The sequence below is a fragment of the Blautia sp. NSJ-140 genome (assembly GCF_022868965.1).
GTDB lineage: Bacteria > Bacillota > Clostridia > Lachnospirales > Lachnospiraceae > Blautia_A.
Genome location: NZ_JALIFS010000009.1, coordinates 110,835 through 136,469 on the forward strand (window position 1 = coordinate 110,835; position 25,635 = coordinate 136,469).

The window sequence follows — 25,635 nt, forward strand, 5'->3', positions numbered from 1 at the left end:
ATTCTCTGTAAAGCAAATATTTATCTATCACTCTGCCTGAGCCAGTAGCAGGCAGACATTCGTGATTCACATCGGATCAGACAGCCCGGTAGCCACGTTTTTCTCCCCGGCGTGCAAAATACTGATATCCTCCGACCATCGCTGCCGCAAAAACACCATAGATCATCAGAAGGTTTCCTGCTCCGGATTTTTCCACCAGAGTCTGGGCGTATTCACTGAAAATAAGTATCCAGGTATTGGCTCCGATGTGCATCAGCACGCTGGTCCACTTATTACCGCCCATCTCCAGAAACCACGCAAAAATTCCTCCCAGAACAAACGCATACACAGCCTGCAGGACATTTCCGTGATAAATTCCGAAAAACGCCGCAGAGATCACAGCGGAAACCAGCACTGAAAAGTGATCCCGAAGTCGCAGATAGATCAGCCAGCGAAAGATCATTTCTTCTGCAACAGGTGCTATGATCCCCATCCAGAAGATCATCATAAATAAACTCTTTCCTGAGGTAATCTTCGTCATCGTTTCTCCATAGCTGGATGAGATCCAATTCTGCAGGATCGCCACCAGCACATTGGCATACTGGGCAAATCCGGCTCCAGCTGCAAGAAGAAGCAGCATTTCAGGAATAGATAGCCGTTGTTCCTCAACGGAAGTCAAACCGCCGATCAGCCTTCCTATACGATCCTTTCGATAAAAATATACTGCCGGAAACATGACCAGCACTCCGGTAAGTCCGGTGATCACCAGCGTATAACTATAATACCTTTCCTGTACGTTGCCGACATGCCCTGCCAGCCAGAGAAGCACGGCACTTCCGAGGATCTGTCCGATAAGATAATGGATTCCTGCCGGATAAAGCTCCCTCCACACTATTTGAAAAATATTCTGTCTGTGCAGAGGGGTCAGACGAAAAAATTCAGAAGTTCATCTGCGGAAGCTACGATCTGAAGAGGCTGTGCCTTTTCCAGTTCTTCTCTGCTTCCATATCCGTAAGATACAGCCACACACTGGATCCCGCATCGTCTGGCTCCAAGAATGTCATGTTCTCTGTCACCCACCATGATCACCTGGTCACGGTGATCAGAAAGACTCATTCTTTCCAGAGCTTCCTCGATCACCTGGGATTTGGTTACTTTCGGTCCATTTAGATCCGTCCCGGCAATCACCTCAAAATACCGACTCAGATTAAAATGGTCCATGATCTGTGTCACATAAAAGGTCGGTTTCGCAGACGCCACAGCCAGTCTGTAGCCACGACGTTTCAGTTCTGCCAGAGTGTTTTCCACGCCCGGATAAACAGTGTTCTCATACATTCCTTTTTCTGAATATCTCTCTCTGTAATATTCAATTCCCTTCTGCGCTGTCTCTTTATCAAATCCCGCATATTTCATAAACTGTTCCAGAAGCGGCGGACCCACAAAAACTTTCAGTGGCTCCAGATCCGGTGCTGAAACTCCAAGCTTCTCCAGTGCATACTGTACGGATTTCGTAATCCCCTCTCCGGATTCTGTTAGTGTTCCGTCAAGATCAAAAAAGATTGCCTTATACATAAATTCCTCCTATTGTATAAAATAATCAGCAAGTATGCCTATTGTATCACTGTTTTTCTGGTAAGTCCATGCTTTCATAGTACAGCTTACCGGATTTCACAAAACCCAGGAGTTCTGCTTTCCAGGAATTTCTGCTTTTTTTCGGTAATTCCGCCAGAAGCTTTTTTCCTTGCCAGTAAAAATCACATTCTTTTCCATTGATCCGAAATGAAAGGATCTGGAACGGAATATCCGGACTGATCTCTATCCGGATCCTGTTACCGTCTGTTTTCATTCGGATCACCGGTTTTTGCTCTTTTTCTCTTTTCTTATCCGGCGTTCCTGTTGGTTCTGTCTGATAGTAAGATAATGCCGGATTTTGCTTCTTCTCCCCCTTTGATGCATCTGTTGCTGACTTTCGAACTGGTTTTTGAGTCAACGTTACAGATGGACTTGCTGCCACTGTCTGTATAGGGATCGGTTGTTCAGTCAGTATTGGCAGTTTTGTTGGTATCGGCGTTTCCGTCAGTTTTTCCGCAGGCGTATCAGCTATATCTGCTTCTTCCGGAATATTTCCATTTTCCATAAGGCTTTCTTCCTGAGAACGTGCCTCATCTGTCTGAAAATCTAAATTCCATTGTGCAGACTCCTCCTGATCATTTTCTGATTCTGCCCAGGCAGCGGAATGCTCCTCAGTATTTCCTTCTTCTCTGTTCCAATTACTGTCATCACTTCCTTCTCCTGCATAGCTTTCTTCCCAGTCTTCCGGCAGCTGTCCGGTTCCTTCTCCCACATTCATATCAAATCCGCCGGTATCAAAACTGTCCATCCCTGACACATCAAATCCATAAACAGCATTAGAAGGAATCATCCAGCTGCATAAGACCACCAGAAACAAAACAATACAACAGATTCTCTCACTGGAGATTTCCGTTTCTTTTGGTTTTTGTTGATCACTTTCTCTTCTTTTTCTCATTGATCTCCTCCCAAAGCTTCAGATTTCTGCTCTCACTATCATCCAATAATTTTGCTTTTTCTTTCTTTTTATAATCTTCCCACAACTTTCTGCTGGCCTCTTTCTGACCGGTCCGAATAAGAAACATCCCATATTCTCCGTAGGCCACAGGATATTCTGCATCATACAGAAGAAGATTTTCATAATACAAAGCTGCTTTTTCCGGTTCATCCAAAAGCTCCGCATTACATGCCAGCAGCAGTTCAATACGACGCTGCTGCTCCTTTTCTCCATAATTTCTGTTTAACTTCTGCAGTTTCTTTTCTGCTTCAATACAGCACTTTTTCCGACCTTTTGAGTCTTCCGGATACTGTCTGGCTTCGTAATATAAATCTGTTACTTCTGAGATCACAATAGAAAACTCTTCCGGTTTCAGTGTTCCTGCTATCAAAAGCAGTGTTCCTATCAGAATCCCCGCAGCTACCGCTTCCAAAAATCGTTTTCTCCAGGTGATCGTCCGATATCTGTTTTCCAGCTTTTGGATTTTCTTCTGAACCACTGACATATCTGAATATCGGTATTTTTCCTGTTTTCTGGTACATCGGAACAGAAACCAGAAAAAATCCGGATATAAAATCCACTGCCATTTCTTTTTTCTGCAAAGTTTTTCCAGGGTCTTCCCCAGAGCATAAATATCACTTCCCGGTCTTAAGTAGCCCTGATACTGCTCCGGCGCCGCATAGCCTTTCGTTCCTTCACAAATCTGTTTTATTTTTCCATGATCGAACATGGCACTTCCAAGATCTATCAGATACAGATGCCCGGTTTCAGAAAACATAAGATTATCCGGTTTCAGATCCCCGTAACAGACCGGTGGCTTCCGACTGTGAAGATATTCCAATACTCTGGCAATCTCCTTTCCCAGAGCAAGGATTTCCCGTAAAGAAAACCGTTTCCCTGAACGGAGAAGTTCTCCCAGCGACTGACCCTTGATATATTCCATGATCAGATAACAGTTCTCCCCTGTTTCCACATAATCGATAATCTTCGGTATTGCAGGATATTCCAGATACTGCATGAGTCTGGCTTCTTTTTTCTTTGCGATCGGTATCTCTTTCACTGCACGACAGATACCAAGCTCCATATCTTTTGCCAGATAAAGGCTTCCACCTCCGCCATGTCCAAGTTGTTCCACAATACAATAACGTTCTTTCAGAACATTTCCGATCAGACAGACCACCTTCCTCTCATTTCTGTCAGACAATATTTATGATTACATTTCTTATTGATTTGGGATAATCCGGTGAATTCCGGTTTGAAAAAAATCAGACAACTTATAGTCAGGCAGAAATTCGTGATCTGCCCTCATTTAAGATGAGCTCTATTATAGCACATCCTGTTCCTTTTGCAAAGAACTTTCTATATAAAAAGTCCGCCGAATATAGCAGACAAAAAATGTCTCTTTATCCGGCGGTCTGTCATTATTTATAGTGTTTGTATCTGCAAAACTATACCTTACATACGATCCGGTGCAGAGAATCCAAGAAGATCGATGCTTGTCTCAAGTACTCTTCTTGTAAGCTGGAGCAACTGAAGGAAGGATTCCTTCTGTGCCTGATTCTCTTCGCTTAAGATCTTAGTCTCATGGTAAAAGCTGTTAAATGCATTGGATACCTCATAGATATATGCACAGATCTTATGTGGTGCTTTTTCTTCAAAAGCGTTCTCAACCATTGCTGCAAAGCCGGAAAGCTGAAGCATCAGGTTCTTCTCACTGGCATTGACTGCCGGAAGGATCTTACCTGCACTTAAATCTCCTCCTTCCTGCACATAACGGTTCAGGATCGACTTAATACGAACGATAGTATAAAGGATATACGGACCTGTATTTCCCTCAAAGGATGTAAAGCGGTCAACATCAAAGATGTAATCCTTGGTCGCCTGGTTGGAAAGATCTCCGTATTTGATCGCGGAAAGCCCTACAATCTTGGCAGTATCCTTTGCATCTTTATCTTTTACACTGCGATTCTCCACGATCTTACGATACATTTCCTCATCAATATCTGCGATCAGGTTCTCCAGACGCATAACACCGCCTTCTCTTGTCTTAAACGGTTTACCGTCTTTTCCATTCATGGTACCGAAACCAAGGAAGGAAAGCTTGGTTTCCGGATTTACAAGACCAGTTTTTCTTGCGCAGCGGAATACCTGAATAAAATGCAGCTCCTGACGCTTGTCAACAACATAAAGGATCTCATCCGGCTGAAAAAGTTTCATACGCTCTACGATAGTAGCAAGATCTGTGGTTGTATAGAGAGAAGCTCCGTCTGATTTCAGAAGCATACATGGAGGGATCTCCTTGGTATCATTCTCTTCTTTTACATCTACAACAAGAGCGCCCTGATCCTCATAGGCAAATCCTCTCTTCTTCATATCCTCTACCATATCCGGGATGTACGGCTGTGCATCGGATTCTTTTTTCCAGAGGTCAAAGTCTACATTCAGGTTCGCGTAGTTTCTCTTCAGGTCTGTTACAGATACATTCATGATGTGGTTCCAGAGAGCCATGTATCCGGGTTTGCCCTGCTGAAGAAGATGGGTTGCTTCCAGTGCCTCATTACGGTAAGCCTCATCCTCTTTTGATTTCCCACTGGCACATGGATAGATTTCTTCCAGCTCGCTGATGGTAAACGGTGCCTCTGCCGGATATTCACCGGTAAAGCTGTCATCAAAATATACCAGCTCCGGTTTCCGGTGTTTCAGCTCGGTGATGATCAGTCCCATCTGAAGGCCCCAGTCTCCAAGATGTACATCACCGATCACCTTATGTCCTACAAAACGTCCGATACGCTTGATGCTCTCACCGATGATCGCAGAACGGAGATGTCCTACGTGAAGCGGCTTGGCAACGTTTGGTCCGCCATAGTCGATAATGATCGTCTTCGGATCCTTGGCAGTCTCAACAGAAAGCTTCTCATCCTCTGCCATCTTATTCATGTATTCTGCAACAAATTCCGGTTTCACATCCAGGTTGATAAATCCAGGCTTTACAACTTCTGCTCTGGAAAAGATCCGGCTGTCTGACAGCTGTGCTACCACATCATCAGCGATCATAAACGGTGCCTTGTGATATGCTTTGGCTCCTGCCATAGCACCGTTACACTGATACTCACATAAGTCCGGTCTGTTGGAAACAGTAACTTTTCCGTAGGATGGATCATAACCTGCTTTTTCAAATGCGGCGGAAAGTTCTTCCGCCATCTGTTCCATAATCTTTTTCATGTTTCAAACTCCTCATATCTTTATTTCTGTATTTTATGCTTATAATGTCACTTTTCTTGAACATGCGACTGCAAGGGCACCATAACCGATATGGCAGGCAACACTTAAGGAAAGGGGATCCATATTTATCTCCATTCCCGGAAATACCTCCTGGATCTCTTTTTTAAATTCTTCTGCTTCTTCCAGATTTCCTGCATAAGCAGCCTGAAGACACATCTCACCGTCGGATGCATATTCCTTAAAACGTGTTTCCCAATCATTCTTCATTGCCTTCAGCATGGCACGTTTGGCCTGCTTCTTGCCACGAACCTTAGCATAGGCATCCAGCTTCTCTCCCTGGATCTGAAGTACAGGCTTCAGATTCAGAACTGTTCCGATGGCTGCGGCTGCCGGTGTGATCCTGCCACCTTTTTTCAGATATTTCAAGGTGTCAAGTGTGATATAAATGCTGGAATCGAGTTTCTGATCCGTAAGGATCTTCTTGATCTCTGCGGCACTTTTTCCCGCCTCAGCAAGCATCTTAGCATCCATTACAGACTGTCTCTGTGTTACGGAAATCCGCTGATTGTCCACTACCTGAACACGACCATTATAATCAATAGCAAGTCCCATCGCAGTAGAACAGGATGCACTCAATCCGCTTGACATTGGAATGTGAATGATCTCTTCATAATCTCTCAGCAGTTTGTCCCACAGATCACAGAGATCAGCCGGACTTGGCTGAGATGTAGAGATTGGTTCATCCTTCTTAAGCTTCTCATAAAACTCTTCCTGAGTAAGAGTTACACCTTCAAGATACATTTTTTCATTAATATAAAACGGCATCGGGATCACATAAACGCCAAGCTCTTCTGCCTGTGCCTGTGTGATACCGCTGTTGCTGTCTGTTACAATGGCAATTTTGCCCATTCTTTCTCTCCTCCTGGTCTGTTATCTCACAGTTCAAAGAATTAATGCATCAGCCCTTGATGGACTAATTCTTTGAACTGCTGTAAAAAGCCATGATGTTAGTGTATCATATTTTTTTCTATACCACAATTGGAAATTTTCCATGAAAATCCCGCAGAATATTACCACTAAAAAAACAGCTGCCATACAAATATTTATGCACAGCAGCTGTCACACTATTTATCAAAAATATCCTTATCTATTTATGATCTGTGTTTTATTTCATCTCTCTAACGATCTTTCGAACCGGAAGAACAAATGTCGGAGATACGGACAACTCGTCCAGTCCCATCTCTACAAATCTCTCAGTAAGTGTAGTATCTGCACCAAGCTCACCGCAGATTCCGGCCCAGATACCTTCTTTGTGTGCATTATCCACAACCATCTGGATCATACGGAGAACTGCCTCATGATGGGAATCATAAATGTTGTCAAGCTTTGCATTCTGACGGTCAATAGCCAGTGTATACTGAGTCAGATCATTGGTTCCGATACTGAAGAAATCAACCTCTTTTGCAAGAAGATCACTGATCATAACCGCAGCCGGAGTTTCGATCATGATACCCTGCTCCACGTCATCACGGAACGGGATCCCCTGTTCCTTAAGCTCTGCTTTCACTTCTGCTACAATGGCCTTGATCTGCTTCACCTCTGTTACAGAGATGATCATCGGATACATGATGGAAATATTTCCGAACATGCTTGCGCGGAAAAGTGCTCTCAGCTGTGTCTTAAATACTTCCGGACGGTCCAGGCAGATACGGATCGCACGATATCCCATTGCAGGGTTCTCCTCATGCGCCATATTAAAATAATCGATCTGCTTGTCTGCTCCGATATCCAGAGTACGAATGATAACTTTTTTGCCGGCCATATTCTGAGCTACAGTCTTGTAAACCTGGAACTGTTCTTCCTCTGTAGGATAATCTTCTTTCTCCAGGTATACGAACTCACTCCGGAAAAGTCCGATGCCTTCCGCATCATTGGCAAGCACATTCGCAACATCACCTGTACTTCCGATGTTGGCATAGAGGTGGAGCTTACGGCCGCTCTTGGTAACAGTTTCTTTACCTTTCAGTTCTTTGAGCATTGCACGCTGTGCAAGTTCATCGACACGCATATCCTCATATTTTTTAAGGATCTCTGCATCCGGCTCAACGATCAGATTTCCGCTCTTTCCATCTACGACTGCCATCTTACCGTCCATGGACTCATCGTATTCAATATTGATCAGCGCCGGAATATTCATGGTTCTCGCAAGAATCGCAGTATGTGAGTTAGAAGAGCCTTTTCTTGTGACAAAAGCAAGAACCTTGCTCTTATCCATCTGTACAGTCTCACTTGGTGCAAGATCCTCTGCAACTACGATCACCGGCTCGGATGCTTCAAGCTCTCCATCTCCATGGCCGGAAAGCACCCGTACCAGACGGTCTGAGATATCCTTCACATCAGCTGCTCTTGCTTTCATATAATCGTCGTCCATCTGTGCGAACATTGATGAGAAGTTATCACCAGTTGTTGCAACCGCATATTCTGCGTTTACAGATTCTGTACGGATAATGTTGTGGATGGAATCCAGATAGTCATCATCATCCAGCATCATCTGATGAACCTCAAAGATTGCCGCTCCGGACTCTCCAACTTCCTGAAGAGCCTTGTCATAAAGCTTCTGAAGCTGTGCCACAGCCTGCTCTCTGGCTGCCTCCACACGCTTTACCTCTTCTTCCGGATCCTCCACGTGAACACGTTTAACACTGGCGTCAACTTTCTGGAGGATTGATATCTTACCGATCGCAATACCGGAAAATACAGATTTACCTTCCAAAACCTTCATGAAATTATCTCCTTCTGTTTTAATATTTGCCCACTTATGATGTATTATAGCACATGATCCTGAGATTCTGCTACGATTTTTTTGTTATCTCTGAAAAACCTGTAAAAACTCTATTTATACTTTCTTTTTTTGCCCTATATACAGCAAAAGTGACTAAATAAAGACCTCAGAGTTTCGTAAAACATGAAGGATACTTTATTCACTGCGAAGTGCATCGATCGGATTAAGATTAGACGCCTTTACAGATGGCAGTAATCCAAAGATGAGACCGATCAGCATGGAAAACACCACAGAGCCGATGATAGACGGAACGCTGATGGCTGTTGGTGCTCCGGACACCTGAGACACCACTTTTGACAGGATGATTCCAAGGACCACACCAATGATTCCTCCGATACTGGTCAGCACCGAAGCTTCCGTCAGAAACTGCCCCAGGATCACTTTTTTTCTTGCTCCGATAGCTTTTTTCAGTCCGATCTCACTGGTACGTTCTGTGACAGATACAAGCATGATATTCATAACACCGATACCACCAACAAGCAGGGAGATACTTGCAATCCAGATCAGCTGCTGATTGGTACTTTCGCTGAGCTTCTGGAGATTCTTGACCTTCTCCATAATGTCTTCCGCTTTATATTTAAAGTTCGATTTGTTTTTTTCATTCTGGATCCCTGTATTCAGAATATCCTCTGCTGCTTTTCCTACAGAACTCATATTATCTGTGCTGTCTGCACGGACTGTCACATTTTGCGGCTGATCAAATTTAAATGCAACAGGCCAGGTAGTATCCGGGATCATCACGCTTCCCATGATCGTCTGCGAATATTCCTCGTACTCAGAAATCGTATTGATCTTAGGCATGCTGTCCTCACTCTGAGTGATCACACCTACAATGATATACGGTTCTGATCCCACCTCAATGGTTTTCCCTACAGGGCTCTCACTTCCGAAAATATTCTGTGCAGCATTGGAATCCACAAGAGCAACCTTTCGGTAGCTGTCATAATCTTTTTGTACAAATCCCCGCCCGGACTGGACCAGGTATCCCATCGTTTTCAGATAATTGCTGTCGATCCCGTACACGGTTCCGCCCTGAAAGCTTGTGTTTTTATAATAAACACCGGCAGACTGGCTGCTGTAATAAAATGTAGAACTGATCACATGATCCAAGTCTCCGATCGCCGTTTTCTGGGAATCAGAAATAACCGGCGGTTTGGCCGAGCTTCCGTAAGAACCATAATCCATATCGTATGTACTGTCTCCGTCATAGAGCATAACCTGTACGGTATTGTTTCCGGACCCGATCAGATCTTCCTTGATCTGCTCACTGGTACCTTTGATCGTAGATACAATTGCAATAATAGATGCAATACCAATAATAATACCTAACATGGTCAGAAAGGATCTCATCTTATGTGACCATATTCCCTGAAAAGCCAGGCGTATATTTTCAAACATGAAATTTCTCCTTCCTGTTATTCATTGTACATATCATCCAAAGTCACTTCTTTTGTCTTGGCTCCTTCCTTCACGGCATCACCATATGGGAAAGCAAGAAGATCATCGGATTTCAGACCTGAAGTTACAACTGCATAATATCCGCTGTTCACAATGCTTCCCACTGTGATATGCTGCTTTTTCAGTGTTCCCTTCACGTCTTTGTATACATAGCTAGTTCCATTTTCCGTACGGATAAATGCCTTCATCACAACCAGACTGCCTTTGGCAAGTTTATTTGACTTCAGAGATACTGTCACATAATCCTGGTCGGTAAACTGCAACGAACGATCTGTGATCTCTGCATTAAAGGTGTAATACGATACATTGGGATTAGAATCTCCACCATAATAAGTATTTGAAGAATCCACCGGGTAATCAGACACATTCAGTACCTTCGCCTCAAAGCTGCCGGAATTATAACTGGTACACTGAAGAAGTGTTCCCTCCTTCATCTGATCCAGCATCAGTTCGCTGACCGTTCCGGTAACATAAAAACCATCTTTGCTTTTTACTTTCAGAAAAGCATCTCCATTATAAGAACCTGTGACTTCATCTCCGATGTAAGCAACCGTTCCATCCAGTTTACTTGTTACCAGCTTGTTTTTTACTTTATTCTCCAGCTTGGTGATCTTCAGATTATTTTCCTCAATATCCAGTTTCAGACTTGCGATCTTGTTTTTCTGGATCTTGATCGCATCCTCTCTTGACATGGTCGTGCCATCAGTACCGTCATCTCCATCACCGCTGTCATCCGGTATCTCATTATCATTTTTGTCATATTTGGAAGCCTCATCCAGTGTAAATTCTGTTTCCGCATACATATATACCGGATTTTCAAGAAGACTTCCATCGATCAGATAATATCCTGTACAGGAAAGTGTTCTGTCCTGAAAATCCGCAATAGTATCATTCTCATGAAATTCCAGCTGGAACCAGCTGCCACCTTTCTGGACCACTTTGGTTCCATCCTCACTGTATCCAGCCATTCTGTTAAAAAAGGATCCCATCACCGTAACTTTGCCTTTGGCACTGCTTACAAGAAAAACATAGGGATCTTCTTCCGTACCGGTTCCTGTAAACGGCTGAGAAGTATAGTCAAGTTTCTGATAAAACTCCGGTTCACCATCTGTGATCCCCGGAATTTCCGGTTCTGTTATATTGGGATCAGGAAGTTCATTGGGGCCCAGTGTGGGAGTCGGTGTCGGAGATACCATTGGGGTATCATCTTCTCCGGAACCCCAGTCCGTAGTCTCTCCGTCTGTAATATCATTGGCAGTAGGATTCTGATAAGTCGGATCCATGATCAGATCCTCATCGGATGCAGTTGTATCCTCTTCCATATCCGCTGTGTCATCTCCGGTCATCTGCTCTGTTTCACTGTCCGTCGTTTCTCCGGACGGAATTTCTTCGGTAACTTTCTCTGCGGAATCTTCAATATCTCCTTCTGTATCTGTAAAGGCACTGAGAAGTAATGGCCTGGAGGAAGCCGCTGCAAGATAGCTGCTATCTGCAGTAGCCGCGGAACCGGTAGTTGACTGCATATCCTCGTCTCCGTCACTTCCGGAAGGTGTATCGGTATTTGTCATTTTTCCGTCACTTCCTGTATCACCACCTGTAAGATTCCGGTCCGTATCATCAGTACTGTCTGTATTGTCTTCGATGGGACCTCCATTCTGAAGACTTGTCAGACGGTTCTGTGCTTTGGTCAGATCCCGCTCCTGCTTCTGCAGTTTCAGCTTTGCAATATTCAGTTCCATCTCTACAAGTGTCATATCAAAGGAGATTAGATTATCGCCTTTTTTTACATCATCACCCTGGGATACATATATTTTCTCGATGATCATATCTTTATCCATATTTACATTTTGAGAAACATTTGTGGTGATGGTTCCATCCAGTGTTGTCTCCGAATACCAGTCAGTCTGAAGATTGCTGACGCTGGTTACCGGCACCTCTGTTACCTTGGATTCTTTCACATGCATAAGCCCTGTGTAGATTCCTCCGGCTGCCAATGCCGCAACCAGTACACCAACGATCACTCTCTTCACCACTTTCATTCTATCACCTCTTTTCCTGCAGCTCACCGTCACGGATCATAACAACCCGTTTGGCATGTGCCGCGATCTCCGGGTCATGTGTGATCATCAGCACAGAAACCCCCTCATCGTTCAGCTTCTGAAACAGTTCCATAACCTGTGCTCCCGATTTCGTATCCAGTGCCCCGGTAGGCTCATCTGCCAGCAAAAGCTTGGGGTTGTTTACGATTGCTCTTGCAATAGCCACTCTCTGCATCTGTCCTCCGGAAAGCTGGTTGGGCTTAAAATCTACCCTGTCAGCAAGTCCTACTCGCTCCAGAGCTTTCCGTGCGCGTTCCCTGCGCTCCTTTTTGGGAACCCTTGCATAATTCAGCGGCAGTTCCACATTTGTCAGCGCACTCTGCCTGGGAAGAAGATGAAAGCTCTGAAATACAAACCCGATCGTTTTCAGACGGATATCTGACATCTCATTCTCTGTACATTTGGCAATATCTTCTCCATTCAGGAGAAAAGTTCCCTTGGTAGGTTTGTCCAGGCATCCGATAATATTCATCAGCGTAGTCTTTCCGGAACCGGAAGGGCCCATGATCGCCACATATTCTCCCTCCTCCATGGAAAAATCTACATCTTTCAATACAGGTACAGTCATTTTCCCCTGTTGATAATCCTTATATATTCCTTTTAAATCCAAAATCATTCTGTCGGCGCTCCTTCCATCGGAACAAGGTCATCTCCCGAAGAAATATCGTCTGTCGCATCCATCATGTCACTGTCTCTCGCTCCATCTTCGATCATTTCAGGCTCTGAGCCATCACTTTCCGTGTATGCAGAATCATCAGAACTTTCATCATCCTCAGAATCATCCCACATAGCCGCTGTAGTCTGATCTGCAGTACCTTCTGCGACAGACATACCTTCTTTCAGCTCATCTGTCGGAAATGCGATCTTATCTTTTTCAGAAAGTCCGTCTGCGATCTCATATTCCCCAAGATCTTCATCATACTGTCCTAATATGACATCTCTCTTCTCCAGCTTGTTCTGACCGTTTGCGATCCAGACATATGGGCTGTCTGTATCCGCATCCACGATAAAATAATCGTTCAGCCAGATACCGGACTTCTTCTCATCCTGTCCTTCGTCCGGTTCAATATACACATGCTGCCCCAGCATCAGACCCTCAGATGAATCCAGATTCACATAAAACGGATAGGTACTGGATGATGTCTGATCATCACTGGCACTGGACATTCCGAACATTGCCATATCCGAATTGCTGTTGCTGGTAGAATTATCCATGTCAACAGAACCCATGGTGCCCTTCCAGGTTTTTGAAGAATCCACTCTGGAACGGATGATCACAGGTGTCCCCTCTATGATCGAATCACGGTTTATTTCATTTACCGTTCCCTTTACACGATAAGCGCCTGTGCTCAGGATCGTGATAAATGCATTGCCGGAACCGTTTCCGGAACTGGAATCTGTGGAATCCGCCGTGCCTTCTGTTAACGTATCCTCCACGCCATTAGAATCATCACCACCCATCTTGGAGGTATCGATCTTCTGGATCACTCCATCGATCTCACTGCGCACCTCGGTATTCTGCGTTGCCTGGGAAAGCTTATCGATCTCTGCCTGTTTGCTTTTCTGATCATATTCATTCTTCTTGAGATTCATTTTCTGTGTTTCGATCTCTATTGTATAGGAAAGCTGATTATCCGCTGTAGCTTTCTTTTTCTCAGCTTCCAGTGTAGTGATCTGATCAGATATACTTAACTGTTCGTTTTTCAGACGGTCCAATGCCAGCTGTGCTTCCTGAAGACTCTGCTGGATACTTCCAAGATCATACTGAAAAAGAAGCTGCCCTTTCTTGACTTCCTGGCCGGTCTTTACCTGAACTTCTTTTACCTTTCGGCCGCTTTCGATCTTTATCTGAACCGTTTCCTGCGGTTCCACAACACCTGCATATCGGTTTTCCACTCCGGAATCCATTTCCGAAAGCTTACTTATCTTTGTTACATATACAATATCACTGCCTCCTGAGGACCCTGCATGATGTGTATAATAATACCATCCACCTGCTCCGATACCGGCTGCAAGTACAAGGACTCCAAGTGCGATCAAAATACGTTTTTTCATATCTGTCCCCTTTTCTCAGCATCATACTGAAACTATCTGTTGCTTCAAACATCATAGCAGATTCACCCTGAAAAGAAAAGTCCCTGAAGAAAACGATGTAGATTTCACAGATTTTTCATAAAAAAAAGTCTCCTTCGTGGCCAGGAGACTTTTTTATGTAATAATGATTATTTAACTGTCCTTGTTACAGTCTTGTGATTAGCCAGCTTAACAGTAACTTTTACAGTATATTTGCATTTTTCAGAATTTTTTTACTAGGTTTTACAGTTAATACCTGATATTGGGTTGTTCCGAACAGAACCATAACTGCAAGCATAATAACTGCAAGTTTTTTTCATTTTTCTTGATTTCTCCATTTTTGCGATATTTTGACTTTCAGTGCTTTATCTGCTAGAATATTAAATATAACTTTTTTGAAAGGAAAGAACAATATGAAGACAGTGAAACATCTGCTGGCTTTCTTGATGACCATTCTTCTTGCAGTTTTTTTATGTGGTTGCTCCCAGTCGGCCAAAGATCATGCAGAAAAGGCAATCAAAAAAGATCTGGATCTTCTTAAAAATCTGGACTCTGAAACAACCATGCAGTACATATCCTATCAGGAACTGTTTCCGGATTCTGATGACAGCACAGAGCTTTCTGCTGATATAAAGGAAGTATTTTCTCTCTTCTTTCAGAATTTCAATTACAAAATCCTGGGTATATCCGTTGATAGTAACGGAAAAAATGCTTCTGCGCAGCTTAAGCTTACTACTCTGGACGCTGAGACTCTTGCCAGTGATTTTGTTTCTGCAAGCCTTCAGGAAGAAATACTGGAAACCGCCTCCGGTAAAGAAAATGATAATGGGAATTCCCTGGAGCAGCGTTATCTGCTCCTGTACAAGCTTCTCAAGAATAACACGTACAGTTCTGTAGAACGTAATACTTCCATCCAGCTAAACAATCTTGGATCTTCTTCAGAACCTGACTGGGAGATCACGCACAGCTCCTCTCTCGAAAATGAGCTGGTCGGTGGCCTTATCACCTATCTGTCCGATCCTGATCTTGTGCCGCCTGCCGAAACGCTTACCGTCTATCTGAAAACACTTCAGGAGATGGATGTACAGCAGATGGCTAATTATCTGGGGCTGGATTCCATTCTGAACACTTCAGATTCGGCAAAAAATGCCATTGCTTCTGCCCTTATGGAACAGTTTCACTCCTGTTTTAACTACAAAATATCAAGCACCTCTGTTTCCGGATATCTTGCTGAGGTGGACGCAGAGCTCACCACATTTGACAGTGATTCCATTCTTACACAATACGAAAAAGAATTGAATACTTATCTGGCTTCTGCTGATGCAGTGATCGATGGTTCCCAGAAGCGTTACAACAAATCACATGAACTGCTTCTGGACAGTATCAGAAATAATCAGGCAACCATAACTGCTACTGCTACCTTCCATCTCATAAATGATGGTGCATCCTGGAAGCTTGAGAATGCCGGTACCGAACTTGGCAATGCTATCTTCGGGACACTTACCGCTTCACCGGTTCCTGAAGATTCTGCCGAAGATAACGAATAAAGGATAAAAGCAAGAAAACCCGTGAATATCTGCTTTCTCTGACAGGAAAGCGTGATCTTCACGGGTTTTTTATATTCTTCTTTTTTATATTCCGGATATGATCTTTATAAAAAGCAATGCAAGGACTATAAGAATAATAGGCCGTATGATCCGGCTTCCGTTTTTCATCACCATACCTGCGCCGGTATAATGTCCTGCGATCGAGAACACTGACGCTGCAATTCCAAGCATGATCACAATTTTTCCGCTGAGCAGAAACACAACAAGAGCCGCTACATTGGAAGAGAGGTTGGTAACCTTCATGGTACCGGAAGCTTTTGCCACACTCATTTTTCCCAATCCTGTAAACAAAAGCAAGAGAAAAGTTCCTGTTCCTGGTCCATAAAAGCCATCGTAGCATCCTACAGCAAGAGAGCATACGGCACAGAGCAGGATCTGTTTTTTTCTGGCGATCTCGCCACCCTTCTCATCCATATTTTTCTTGCGCAGCACATAAAAAGCAACCACCGGAAGAACCGGGATCAGCATATAACGCAGGAGTTTATCACTGGCTATAAGAGCAAGGTGAGCTCCTATGGAAGATCCCAGGAGTGCCATTGGAATACATGGAAGCACCAAGAACCAGTCCACAAATTTATTTTTGCACAAACGGACAGTTGAGATCAATGTTCCTGTTGCTGATGACAGCTTGTTGGTGGCAACAGCATTATGTACAGGAACTCCGGCCAAAAGATAAGCAGGCAGGGAGATCAGTCCTCCCCCGCCTGCTACAGCATCTACAAATCCGGCAAGAAATACAAGTGGACAAACGATCAGAAATGTATATATTGTCGGCTGCATGATCTTTTATTCTTCCTCTTCTTTCTGCGGCTCAAGGTCAAGTCCCAACTCATGAAGCTGCGCCTCACTTACCTGGCTAGGGGACTGAGTCATCAGACAGGATGCATCCTTAACCTTCGGGAATGCAATAACATCACGGATCGTATCTGCCTTTGCCATAAGCATAACAAGTCTGTCAAGGCCATATGCAAGTCCTGCGTGTGGCGGAACTCCATATTTGAAGGCATCCAGAAGGAATCCGAACTGCTCATGTGCAGCTTCTTTTGTGAAGCCAAGTGCCTCAAACATTCTTTCCTGAATATCATCCTGATGGATACGCACGCTGCCGCCGCCAATCTCATTTCCGTTAAGAACGATGTCGTATGCTTTTGCGCGAACCTTTCCCGGATCTGTGTCAAGAAGCGGAAGATCCTCCTCCATAAGCATGGTGAACGGATGGTGCATTGCTGTAAAACGATTCTCCTCCTCGCTCCACTCAAGAAGCGGGAACTCTGTTACCCATACGAAACGATACTCATTTTTGTCTAAAAGATCCATCTGTTTTGCAAGCTCAAGACGGAGTGCTCCCAGTACATCGTATACCAATTTTGTCTTATCTGCTGCGAAAAGAAGAAGATCTCCCGGCTTACCGTCCATAGCTTTTACAAGAGCATCCATCTCTTCATCTGTCATAAACTTGGCGAAAGAAGACTTTCTGGTTCCGTCCTCTGCAATGGCAATGTATGCAAGACCTTTTGCACCATAACCTTTTACGAACTCAACAAGCTTATCGATCTTCTTTCTCGGCATTGCGCCCTGACCTTCTGCATTGATACCACGAACACTTCCGCCGTTCTCAAGCGCACCTGTGAACACACCAAATCCGCAGTCTTTTACGATATCACTGACATCATGAAGTTCCATACCGAAACGCATATCCGGCTTGTCGGAACCAAAACGATCCATAGCTTCCTGCCAGGTAATTCTCTGGATCGGAAGTTTTACATCGATATCCAGGACTTCTTTGAACAGGAATGCAAGATATCTCTCGTTAACATCGATAACATCGTCTACATCAACAAAGGAAAGCTCCATATCAATCTGTGTGAACTCCGGCTGACGGTCAGCACGAAGGTCCTCATCACGGAAACATCTTGCGATCTGGATATAACGATCAAATCCGGAGCACATCAGAAGCTGCTTGTACAGCTGCGGTGACTGTGGAAGGCCATAGAAGCTTCCCGGATGAACACGTGATGGTACCAGATAGTCTCTGGCTCCCTCAGGAGTACTCTTTCCAAGCATCGGTGTCTCGATCTCAAGAAATCCCTCTTCTGTAAAGAACTGTCTTGTAAGCTGAGCAACCTTGCTCTTCATCATGATATTTCTCTGAAGATCCGGTCTTCTTAAATCAAGATAACGATATTTAAGGCGAATCTCATCTTTTGTCTTGCTATTCTCCTCGATCGGGAATGGAGGAACATCTGCCTCAGCAAGGACACGGAGGGATTTTACACGAAGCTCGATCTCGCCAGTTGCAAGATTCTCGTTTACTGCTCCTCCACGTTTCTCTACGGTACCGGTTACAGCAATAACAAACTCACTACGCAGTTTACCGGCTTTTGTAAAACCTTCCTCGTCAATGCTGCCATTCTCAAAAATCAGCTGCATGATCCCGGAACGGTCACGAAGGTCTACAAATACAAGACCTCCTTTATTTCTGGCTTTTGCCACCCATCCCATTAATGTTACTTCTTTTCCGACCATCTCTGTGGTCACTTCTGCACATCGGCAGGTTCTGTGCAGTCCCTGCATGCTTTCAGCCATCTCTTTATCCTCCTCTGACTATTTTTTCATAGTCATTTTAATTTACTCTGCTATCTCCGTTTTCAGACGGGGCAGTTTCAGTCTCTGTTGAAAAATTCTACATACTCTGTATAACCATCTGCTGCCAGCTGGTCTTTCTGGAATTTTTTGTTCTTTTTCATGATAGAGATATTGATCTGTGTACCTGCACTTCTTTCCTCAGTTGCCTGTTTCAGGATGTTCAGAAGCTTGTCTGCCGGCATGTTCTTCTCGATCAGATATGCTTTCTTGCCATTCTTGGTTGGAATCTCATAGCCTCTCTCAAGAAGCAGCATAACGATTCTCTCAAATCCAATGGAGAAACCACAGGCACAGGTATTATTTCCTGTAAATTTACCGATCATCTCATCGTAACGTCCGCCTCCACCAACGCTTCCGCCGAACTCATCCATGGAAATCTCAAAGATCGGACCTGTGTAATAGGACATTCCACGTACCAGTGTAGGATCAAAGGACATTTTGAAGTCTGCTGTTTTTACAGATTCTACAGTATTGATGATAGTTTCAAGATCCTCTGCAATACCTGCATCCAGAACATCAGAAAGTTTTTCTTTAATATAACGGACACCCTCAACATCGTTGGTGATCTCACGGAAAAGTCCAAGATAAGTGTCAATACTCTCTTTAGCAAAGCCCTCTTTCTCAAGTTCCTCTGCAACTCCCTCGATGCCGATCTTATCCATCTTGTCAAGAATAATAAAGACAGTATCAAAGCTCTCTGTCGGGAATCCGCTGTACTGAGCCATTGCCTTCAGGATTCTTCTGTCATTGATACGGATAGTAAAGTTATGGAAATCCAGTTTTCCAAGAAGTGTTGTTGTTGCAAGTACAAGCTCGATCTCGGCAAGATAGGTCGGCTCACCCAGGATATCGATATCACACTGCATAAACTGACGGAAACGACCTCTCTGCGGACGGTCAGCTCTCCATACATTTCCCATCTGAAGTGCCTTAAACGGAGCCGGAAGCTCGTTTGCATTATTGGAATAATATCTGGAAAGCGGTACGGTCAGATCATAACGAAGTCCGGAATCTGTCAGATCATTCTCTGTTTTTGCAGTATCCAGTTTCAGTTTCTCGCCTCTCTTCATGATCTTGAAGATCAGCTTTTCATTTTCACCGCCCTGCTTGCTGCAGAGATTCTCAATATGTTCTACACAGGGAGTCTCGATCGCGGAAAAACCAAAGGTTCCATACGTCTCTCTGATCATATTCATCACATAGTTACGGATTGCCATTTCCTTCGGTAAAATGTCCTTCATTCCTGTAACCGGTTTCTTTTTTAATGCCATAGTTTCCTCCTTTATGAATCACCCTCTGAAATGCAAGAAACACCTGCATGTCAAAGTTTTTAATCTCATCGATCATCAGTCTTAAAACTTCATCTTTTTCCAGAGCTTTCCGATATGGTCTGTCCATACTCAAAGCCGCATATACATCACATACTCTCAGTATCCTTGCACCCATAGGGATATCCTTTCCGCTTCTGTTGCTGGGATAACCACTGCCGTCAAAATTCTCATGATGATAAAGAATACTTTCCAGAACATAATCGGAATATCCCTGGTCTTTCAGGATCTCATAACCTAATGTGGAGTGCATGCGGACATATTTCAGTTCTTCAATGACCATCGGATTCTGCTCTTGGCCATTAATGTATCCTTCCAGCTTCAGCTTGCCTATATCATGGAGCATTCCGGCAATGGCCAGCTGATAGCATTCTTTCTCACCAAGACCAAGCTCCTTTGCCACATCATAGGCAAGGTTACTGACAACAGTCCCATGTTTCAGCTCTGCGGAAAGATCCATTTCCAGGATCCGGTCCTGCGTAGTTTCACTTATCTTCTGTACGCTTTTCAAGGATCCGTCTCTCCTTTCCGTCTACAGCCATTTTGCAATGCCCTCGCGTTTTCTCTCGATCATTTCATCGATACGTGTGATATAATTGACAACATCCTTCACATTCTCCACACGCTCAATGCGCTGTCCGTGATCAAACACAAGCTTGGAGGAACCACCTGCACCCAGTGCGATGATCGGCTGCTTTTCCTCCATAATCAGTATATTGTAAATCCCTGCTTTGTCAACCTCAGAATACCCGACATTCTCAAAATTCCCCTTCATATTCTTCTGTCTGTACAGATAATAGGGGCCCATTCCCATCTCGTAGGCAGTTTTCATAGTCAGATTCATGATCTCCTGATTGTTTTCAAAGGTCATCTCCTGGTATTTATCACGGAAAATATTCAGTCTTGCCGCACGCTTCACAGCAAGAGAATGTACGGTCAGGCTGTCCGGCCCGAGGTCTTTTACCTCATCCAGTGTATGCTGCACTTTTGTGATATCTTCGCCGGGAAGACCCACGATCAGATCCATATTGATATTGTCGAATCCGGCTTTTCTTGCCAGATGAAACGCATTCTTTGTCTGTTCTACTGTATGACGTCTACCAATGATATCCAGGGTTTCCTGATTCATGGTCTGTGGATTTACGGAAATCCTGGTAACCGGAAACTCCCGGATCGCCTGAAGCTTTTCCAGGGTTATACTGTCCGGTCTTCCTGCCTCAACCGTAAATTCTTCCAGCTCCTCACAGGGAAAATATTCTGTGATCGCGCCAAGAAGTCTCCGAAGCTGATCCGGCTCCAGCGTGGTAGGTGTTCCCCCGCCGATATAGACCGTATCCAGCTTCCGGTTTTTCATCATGCCGGAAACAGCCCGGATTTCCTTTACCAAAGCATCCAGATACGCCTCCACATATTTACGCCATCTCTCCAGCGGATAGGAACTGAATGAACAGTACAGACAGATACTCGGACAGAAAGGAATTCCAACATAAAGGCTGTAACCGTTTTCATAATCAATGTTTTTCAGGATATCCCTCTCACGATTTGCGATGGTAACCGCAAGAGCTGTTTTCTCCGGACTTACCAGATACTGATCTCTCATATATCTGGCGATCTCCGTATTTTTCATTCCAGACTCCAGCATTCCCATAGCCATTTTCACAGGACGGATGCCTGTAAGATTTCCCCATGGAAGTTTCTTGCCTGTAGCTTTGGAAAGCATCTGATACAGGGCGTATTTGATCGCGTCTTTATTTTTTCTGCGGATATCATGGGCATCATTGCAAGAAATAAGGGCATCCGAAGCTTCTCCACTGGATTGCCCTTCTATCACAGCCCCATGAGCTGTTTTTTTCTCTATTCCGTTGTTGTAACTGATGGTATACCCTTCTTCATCACGTGAAACCCTGAAGCGGATATCATAATCCGCATCATCTTCTTCATAAAGAGAAATGATCTCATTCTCGGGATAAAACGCTTTGATCAGCTCATACACATCATGCTCAAAATCTCTGTTCTGAAACAAAATTCCAATCTTATACAAATGGATTATACCTCTTTTCGTAACCAATTGTTGTGGATGCGTCATGCCCCGGAAATACTTCTGTATCCTCCGGCAAAGTATCCACAAGCTTGTGAAGGCTTCTTACGATCTCAGCAGAACTTCCGCCAGGAAAATCGGTTCTTCCCACAGAACCGCAAAACAATGTATCTCCGCTGAAAAGCACACCCTCGTCTTTGATATAATAGCAGCAACTTCCTTTGGTATGTCCCGGTGTGTGGAACATCTGGATGGAAAATCCGGCCGCTTCGAAGATCTGCCCGTCATCCAGAAGGACATCCGGCTTAATTGAACAGGCACTTCCATAAACAGCAGTCATATTAATCGTGGGCTCTGCCAGCATTGCTTCTTCCTGCCTGCATGCATAAACCGGAATCTGATATTTTTCCTTCACTTTCTTTACAGCCATGATGTGATCAAAATGACCATGTGTCAGAAGGATTCCCACCGGTTTTCCCTGCATAAGAGATACTTTCTGAAAAACTTTTTCTGCATAGTCTCCCGGGTCTACGATCAGCAGTTCTCCGGTCTCTTTATTTTTCAGAAAATAGCAGTTGGTAAACACCTGGCCCAGCACACACTGCTGCATTTCAAGTTTACTCATAAAAATTCCTCCGTTTATCGGGTCAGCCCGTTGTTCGCTCTACATCAAGAACACTTTCAACCTGACGGATCTTTTCGATCAGAGAATTCAGTTCCTGTTTGCTGCATACATTAAAGGACATGGAAATCGTGGCGCGTTCCTGCTTGTTGGTACGGCTGTTAATGGAACGAAGATCGATCTTCCTCTCTGTAAAGATCTTGGAGATATCCACCAAAAGTCCGGTACGGTTATTTGCGTAGACCTGGATCTCAGCTTCGTATTTCTCGGAATCCGCTCTGTCCGGCATCTGCCACTCTGCTTCAATGAGACGTTTCCTGTCAATCTCAGGCATGTTGAGCACATTCACACAATCTGTACGATGGATGGTGATTCCCCTTCCTCTTGTTACAAAGCCCACAATCTCATCTCCCGGAATCGGACTGCAGCATTTAGAAAATCGAACTGCCACATCATGGACACCTTTTACTACAATACCACTCTTACTCTTGGCAATATGAAGCTTCTCCTGTGATTCGGAAGCTGCCTCCAGAACCTGTTCATCTGTAAGATTCTTCTTATGCTCCCGCTCATAGGCTTCTACCAGCTTGTTAAACACCTGACCTTCTTTCAGGCCGCCATGTCCGATAGCTGCCAGTACAGAATCCCAGTCTCGGAAACCATATTTATGCATTACCGATTCCATATACTGTGGCTTGGTATATATGCCTAGTTTAAAGCCCTTGGTCTTGGCATACTGATTCAGCATGTCCTTACCCTTCAGAATATTATCTTCCTTCAGCTCCTTCTTAAACCACTGGTTGATCTTATTCTTAGCCTGTGTACTCTTTACGATCTTCAGCCAGTCACGGCTGGGGCCCTGAGAATTCTGGGAAGTTATGATCTCAATACGGTCACCGTTTTTGATCTTATATTCAATAGGAACAAGTTTGCCATTGACCCTGGCACCTACCATCTTGTTTCCTACCGCACTGTGCACACTGTACGCAAAATCAATAGGTGTAGAGCCATTGGGAAGCGTTTTTACATCTCCCTGGGGAGTGAAACAGTAAACACTGTCCGCAAAAAGATCCAGATCATTTTTCAGAAGGCTCATGAACTCCCGGTTATCAGACATATCACGCTGCCACTCCAGGATCTGGCGCAGCCAGTTCAGCTTCTCTTCCTCGCTCTTTCCAGGTTTCTTACCATCGGAAGTTTCCTTATATTTCCAATGAGCTGCAATACCGTATTCTGCGGTTTTATGCATTTCAAATGTACGGATCTGGATTTCGAAAGGCTGTCCGTTAGGACCAATAAGCGTTGTATGCAGAGACTGATACATATTGGCCTTCGGCATTGCGATATAATCTTTAAATCTGCCGGGGATAGGCTTGTACATCTCATGGATAACACCAAGAGCTGCATAACAGTCCTTCACAGTATCTACAATGATACGTACAGCAAACAGGTCATAAATCTGATCAATGGTTTTATCCTGATTAACCATCTTCTTATAGATGCTGAAGAAATGCTTCACGCGGCCATCCACCTGTGCCCTGATGTTGGCATCCTCCATATGCTGCTTTACCTGTTTCACGATAGAATTAACAAATTCCTCACGGGCGCTTTTGCGAAGGGCAACCTTTTCAACCAGATCATAGTAGACATCCGGCTTCAGATACTTAAGAGAAAGATCATCCAATTCCACCTTGATCTTGGAAATACCAAGCCGCATAGCAATAGGAGCATAGATATCCATGGTTTCCCTTGCCTTCTCCTGCTGTTTCTCCGGTCTCATATACTGCAGGGTACGCATATTATGAAGACGGTCTGCAAGTTTGATCAGGATAACGCGGATATCCTTAGCCATTGCAAGGAACATCTTTCTTAAATTTTCAGCCTGAACCTCTACCTTATCCTTAGAATATGACAGCTGACCCAGCTTGGTAACACCATCTACCAGAAGTGCTACCTCAGAACCAAATTCCTTTTCTACTTCTTCATAAGTCATCCAGGTATCTTCTACCGCATCATGAAGAAGACCTGCCACTATGGTCTCCTTATCCAGTTCAAGATCCGCAAGGATGATCGCAACACAGAGAGGATGAATGATATAAGGTTCACCGGATTTACGTTTCTGATCCTTATGTGCCTCACTGGCCACTTTATAGGCCTTTTCGATCATGGAAATATCTGTAGACGGATGATATTTCTTCACACTTTTTATCAGCTCCTGATAAAGAATCTCAGGGCTTGTAAAATCATGCATGGATTTCACCGCCGCATCTGCCTTCCGGACAGATTCTCTTTTTTCTTCTTCCTTCTGTATCTCAATGTTTTGTTTTTCCGTATTTTTTGTCTCTGCCATTAAATCCCACCTGCCTGTGCACAATTTCATACTGCCGTATGACTACAACAGTTCACATCCCCTTCCACCGACAAAAAATCATTTTCCGTCGTAACAGATCACAGATGCCACATCATAACCTTTGAGACGCTCACGTCCCTTCAGACCTGCAAGCTCCATGAGGAAAACAACTTTAACAACTACACCTCCAAGCTCCTCCACAAGCTTGATGGCTGCTTCCACACTTCCGCCCGTAGCGATCAGGTCATCCACGATAACAACCCTCTGTCCCGGCTTGATGGAATCTTTATGCATCTCAATAGTTGCACTTCCATACTCCAGATCGTAGGTTCTGGAAACGGTCTCACATGGAAGTTTTCCTGCTTTACGGACCAGAACAAAGGGTTTGTGAAGATTATATGCGATCGGCATACCAAAGATAAATCCTCTGGATTCAAGACCTGTGATCACATCGAACTCCACACCCTCCAGACAATCCTGCATAGAATCAACGGCAAGCTGTAATCCATCCGCATCCTGAAGGACGCTGGTAACATCACGGAAAATAATCCCTGGCTCTGGAAAGTCCGGGATACTTCTTACATATTCTTCTATTTTTTTCATAATAACCTCCAATGGTTTAATTTGTCAATCAGATGTTAGATAGTATAGCACTTTTTCTGTAGGGAATCAATGTGCAACCCGACAGAACTCGCGGAATTACGACAGGCCCTGGACTACATATTGCCCAGTACAGAGCTTTCTTTCCTGTTTAACAGTCAATTACTTGCTGTCAGGACCTGCATTTTAGTGATACCTTCTCCCG

20 protein-coding genes are annotated in these 25,635 nt (G+C 44.2%); 1 reads left to right on the forward strand and 19 read right to left on the reverse strand.

What is annotated here, in order from left to right:
* Nucleotides 1-76: 76 nt before the first annotated feature.
* From MUB50_RS11600 to MUB50_RS11650, 11 genes are all read right to left on the reverse strand, one after another.
* A complete protein-coding gene (locus MUB50_RS11600; protein WP_244791154.1) occupies nucleotides 77-871 on the reverse strand; it encodes a CPBP family intramembrane glutamic endopeptidase in 795 nt (264 codons plus the stop codon).
* A gap of 32 nt (nucleotides 872-903) precedes the next feature.
* Nucleotides 904-1,551 (reverse strand): HAD family hydrolase, encoded by a 648-nt coding sequence (locus MUB50_RS11605; protein ID WP_118063528.1) that lies wholly within the window; start codon nucleotides 1,549-1,551, stop codon nucleotides 904-906.
* Between the two features lie 46 nt (nucleotides 1,552-1,597).
* Nucleotides 1,598-2,506 (reverse strand): hypothetical protein, encoded by a 909-nt coding sequence (locus tag MUB50_RS11610; RefSeq protein ID WP_118623715.1) that lies wholly within the window; start codon nucleotides 2,504-2,506, stop codon nucleotides 1,598-1,600.
* On the reverse strand, nucleotides 2,484-3,749 hold the full coding sequence (locus MUB50_RS11615) for a serine/threonine protein kinase (RefSeq protein ID WP_244802542.1): 1,266 nt from the start codon (nucleotides 3,747-3,749) through the stop codon (nucleotides 2,484-2,486). The genes MUB50_RS11610 and MUB50_RS11615 overlap by 23 nt, the downstream gene beginning before the upstream one ends.
* 251 nt (nucleotides 3,750-4,000) lie before the next feature.
* Entirely contained in the window at nucleotides 4,001-5,767 is a 1,767-nt protein-coding gene (argS, locus tag MUB50_RS11620; protein ID WP_118623711.1) for an arginine--tRNA ligase, read from the reverse strand.
* Nucleotides 5,768-5,806: 39 nt separating this feature from the next.
* Nucleotides 5,807-6,676, reverse strand: a complete 870-nt coding sequence (locus tag MUB50_RS11625) for a DegV family protein (RefSeq protein WP_244791156.1) — start codon at nucleotides 6,674-6,676, stop codon at nucleotides 5,807-5,809.
* Nucleotides 6,677-6,932: 256 nt separating this feature from the next.
* Nucleotides 6,933-8,549, reverse strand: coding sequence for a phosphoenolpyruvate--protein phosphotransferase (ptsP, locus tag MUB50_RS11630; protein WP_118623707.1), 1,617 nt, complete (start codon nucleotides 8,547-8,549; stop codon nucleotides 6,933-6,935).
* Nucleotides 8,550-8,744: 195 nt separating this feature from the next.
* Nucleotides 8,745-10,007, reverse strand: a complete 1,263-nt coding sequence (locus tag MUB50_RS11635) for an ABC transporter permease (RefSeq protein ID WP_118623705.1) — start codon at nucleotides 10,005-10,007, stop codon at nucleotides 8,745-8,747.
* A 17-nt stretch (nucleotides 10,008-10,024) separates the two neighbouring features.
* Entirely contained in the window at nucleotides 10,025-12,106 is a 2,082-nt protein-coding gene (locus tag MUB50_RS11640) for a hypothetical protein (protein ID WP_118623703.1), read from the reverse strand.
* 4 nt (nucleotides 12,107-12,110) lie between these two features.
* Nucleotides 12,111-12,782: an ABC transporter ATP-binding protein gene (locus MUB50_RS11645; RefSeq protein ID WP_015524653.1), complete on the reverse strand. Its 672-nt coding sequence runs from the start codon at nucleotides 12,780-12,782 to the stop codon at nucleotides 12,111-12,113.
* Nucleotides 12,779-14,221 (reverse strand): efflux RND transporter periplasmic adaptor subunit, encoded by a 1,443-nt coding sequence (locus MUB50_RS11650; protein WP_118623701.1) that lies wholly within the window; start codon nucleotides 14,219-14,221, stop codon nucleotides 12,779-12,781. The genes MUB50_RS11645 and MUB50_RS11650 overlap by 4 nt, the downstream gene beginning before the upstream one ends.
* Nucleotides 14,222-14,652: 431 nt before the next feature.
* On the opposite strand from MUB50_RS11650, the gene MUB50_RS11655 reads away from it, so the two are divergent.
* A complete protein-coding gene (locus MUB50_RS11655) occupies nucleotides 14,653-15,786 on the forward strand; it encodes a hypothetical protein (protein WP_118515633.1) in 1,134 nt (377 codons plus the stop codon).
* Nucleotides 15,787-15,870: 84 nt separating this feature from the next.
* Here MUB50_RS11655 and MUB50_RS11660 read toward each other — a convergent pair whose 3' ends face one another.
* The 8 genes from MUB50_RS11660 to MUB50_RS11695 form a co-directional block, all read right to left on the reverse strand.
* Entirely contained in the window at nucleotides 15,871-16,626 is a 756-nt protein-coding gene (locus MUB50_RS11660; protein WP_173753132.1) for a sulfite exporter TauE/SafE family protein, read from the reverse strand.
* Nucleotides 16,627-16,632: 6 nt separating this feature from the next.
* Nucleotides 16,633-18,432 (reverse strand): aspartate--tRNA ligase, encoded by a 1,800-nt coding sequence (aspS, locus tag MUB50_RS11665; protein ID WP_015524642.1) that lies wholly within the window; start codon nucleotides 18,430-18,432, stop codon nucleotides 16,633-16,635.
* A gap of 77 nt (nucleotides 18,433-18,509) precedes the next feature.
* A complete protein-coding gene (gene hisS / locus MUB50_RS11670; protein WP_118608503.1) occupies nucleotides 18,510-19,763 on the reverse strand; it encodes a histidine--tRNA ligase in 1,254 nt (417 codons plus the stop codon).
* Nucleotides 19,696-20,331 (reverse strand): HD-GYP domain-containing protein, encoded by a 636-nt coding sequence (locus MUB50_RS11675; RefSeq protein WP_306466225.1) that lies wholly within the window; start codon nucleotides 20,329-20,331, stop codon nucleotides 19,696-19,698. Before MUB50_RS11675 ends, hisS begins: the two co-directional genes overlap by 68 nt.
* Before the next feature lie 21 nt (nucleotides 20,332-20,352).
* Nucleotides 20,353-21,906, reverse strand: coding sequence for a coproporphyrinogen dehydrogenase HemZ (hemZ, locus tag MUB50_RS11680; protein ID WP_244791158.1), 1,554 nt, complete (start codon nucleotides 21,904-21,906; stop codon nucleotides 20,353-20,355).
* Nucleotides 21,854-22,483, reverse strand: a complete 630-nt coding sequence (locus tag MUB50_RS11685; RefSeq protein WP_244791160.1) for an MBL fold metallo-hydrolase — start codon at nucleotides 22,481-22,483, stop codon at nucleotides 21,854-21,856. Before MUB50_RS11685 ends, hemZ begins: the two co-directional genes overlap by 53 nt.
* A gap of 22 nt (nucleotides 22,484-22,505) precedes the next feature.
* A complete protein-coding gene (locus MUB50_RS11690; RefSeq protein ID WP_118623697.1) occupies nucleotides 22,506-24,830 on the reverse strand; it encodes a RelA/SpoT family protein in 2,325 nt (774 codons plus the stop codon).
* A 78-nt stretch (nucleotides 24,831-24,908) separates the two neighbouring features.
* Nucleotides 24,909-25,433 carry an adenine phosphoribosyltransferase gene (locus MUB50_RS11695; RefSeq protein WP_118515621.1) on the reverse strand — a complete coding sequence of 175 codons (525 nt, stop codon included), beginning with the start codon at nucleotides 25,431-25,433 and terminating at the stop codon, nucleotides 24,909-24,911.
* Nucleotides 25,434-25,635: the final 202 nt, after the last annotated feature.

Coding starts and splice junctions, on each gene's coding strand:
- MUB50_RS11605 (WP_118063528.1), bottom strand. CDS start 1,551: ATGTATAAGGCAATCTTTTTTGATCTTGACGGAACACTAACAGAATCC.
- MUB50_RS11610 (WP_118623715.1), bottom strand. CDS start 2,506: ATGAGAAAAAGAAGAGAAAGTGATCAACAAAAACCAAAAGAAACGGAA.
- argS (WP_118623711.1), bottom strand. CDS start 5,767: ATGAAAAAGATTATGGAACAGATGGCGGAAGAACTTTCCGCCGCATTT.
- MUB50_RS11625 (WP_244791156.1), bottom strand. CDS start 6,676: ATGGGCAAAATTGCCATTGTAACAGACAGCAACAGCGGTATCACACAG.
- ptsP (WP_118623707.1), bottom strand. CDS start 8,549: ATGAAGGTTTTGGAAGGTAAATCTGTATTTTCCGGTATTGCGATCGGT.
- MUB50_RS11635 (WP_118623705.1), bottom strand. CDS start 10,007: ATGTTTGAAAATATACGCCTGGCTTTTCAGGGAATATGGTCACATAAG.
- MUB50_RS11640 (WP_118623703.1), bottom strand. CDS start 12,106: ATGAAAGTGGTGAAGAGAGTGATCGTTGGTGTACTGGTTGCGGCATTG.
- MUB50_RS11645 (WP_015524653.1), bottom strand. CDS start 12,782: ATGATTTTGGATTTAAAAGGAATATATAAGGATTATCAACAGGGGAAA.
- MUB50_RS11650 (WP_118623701.1), bottom strand. CDS start 14,221: ATGAAAAAACGTATTTTGATCGCACTTGGAGTCCTTGTACTTGCAGCC.
- MUB50_RS11655 (WP_118515633.1), top strand. CDS start 14,653: ATGAAGACAGTGAAACATCTGCTGGCTTTCTTGATGACCATTCTTCTT.
- MUB50_RS11660 (WP_173753132.1), bottom strand. CDS start 16,626: ATGCAGCCGACAATATATACATTTCTGATCGTTTGTCCACTTGTATTT.
- aspS (WP_015524642.1), bottom strand. CDS start 18,432: ATGGCTGAAAGCATGCAGGGACTGCACAGAACCTGCCGATGTGCAGAA.
- hisS (WP_118608503.1), bottom strand. CDS start 19,763: ATGGCATTAAAAAAGAAACCGGTTACAGGAATGAAGGACATTTTACCG.
- hemZ (WP_244791158.1), bottom strand. CDS start 21,906: ATGACGCATCCACAACAATTGGTTACGAAAAGAGGTATAATCCATTTG.
- MUB50_RS11685 (WP_244791160.1), bottom strand. CDS start 22,483: ATGAGTAAACTTGAAATGCAGCAGTGTGTGCTGGGCCAGGTGTTTACC.
- MUB50_RS11690 (WP_118623697.1), bottom strand. CDS start 24,830: ATGGCAGAGACAAAAAATACGGAAAAACAAAACATTGAGATACAGAAG.
- MUB50_RS11695 (WP_118515621.1), bottom strand. CDS start 25,433: ATGAAAAAAATAGAAGAATATGTAAGAAGTATCCCGGACTTTCCAGAG.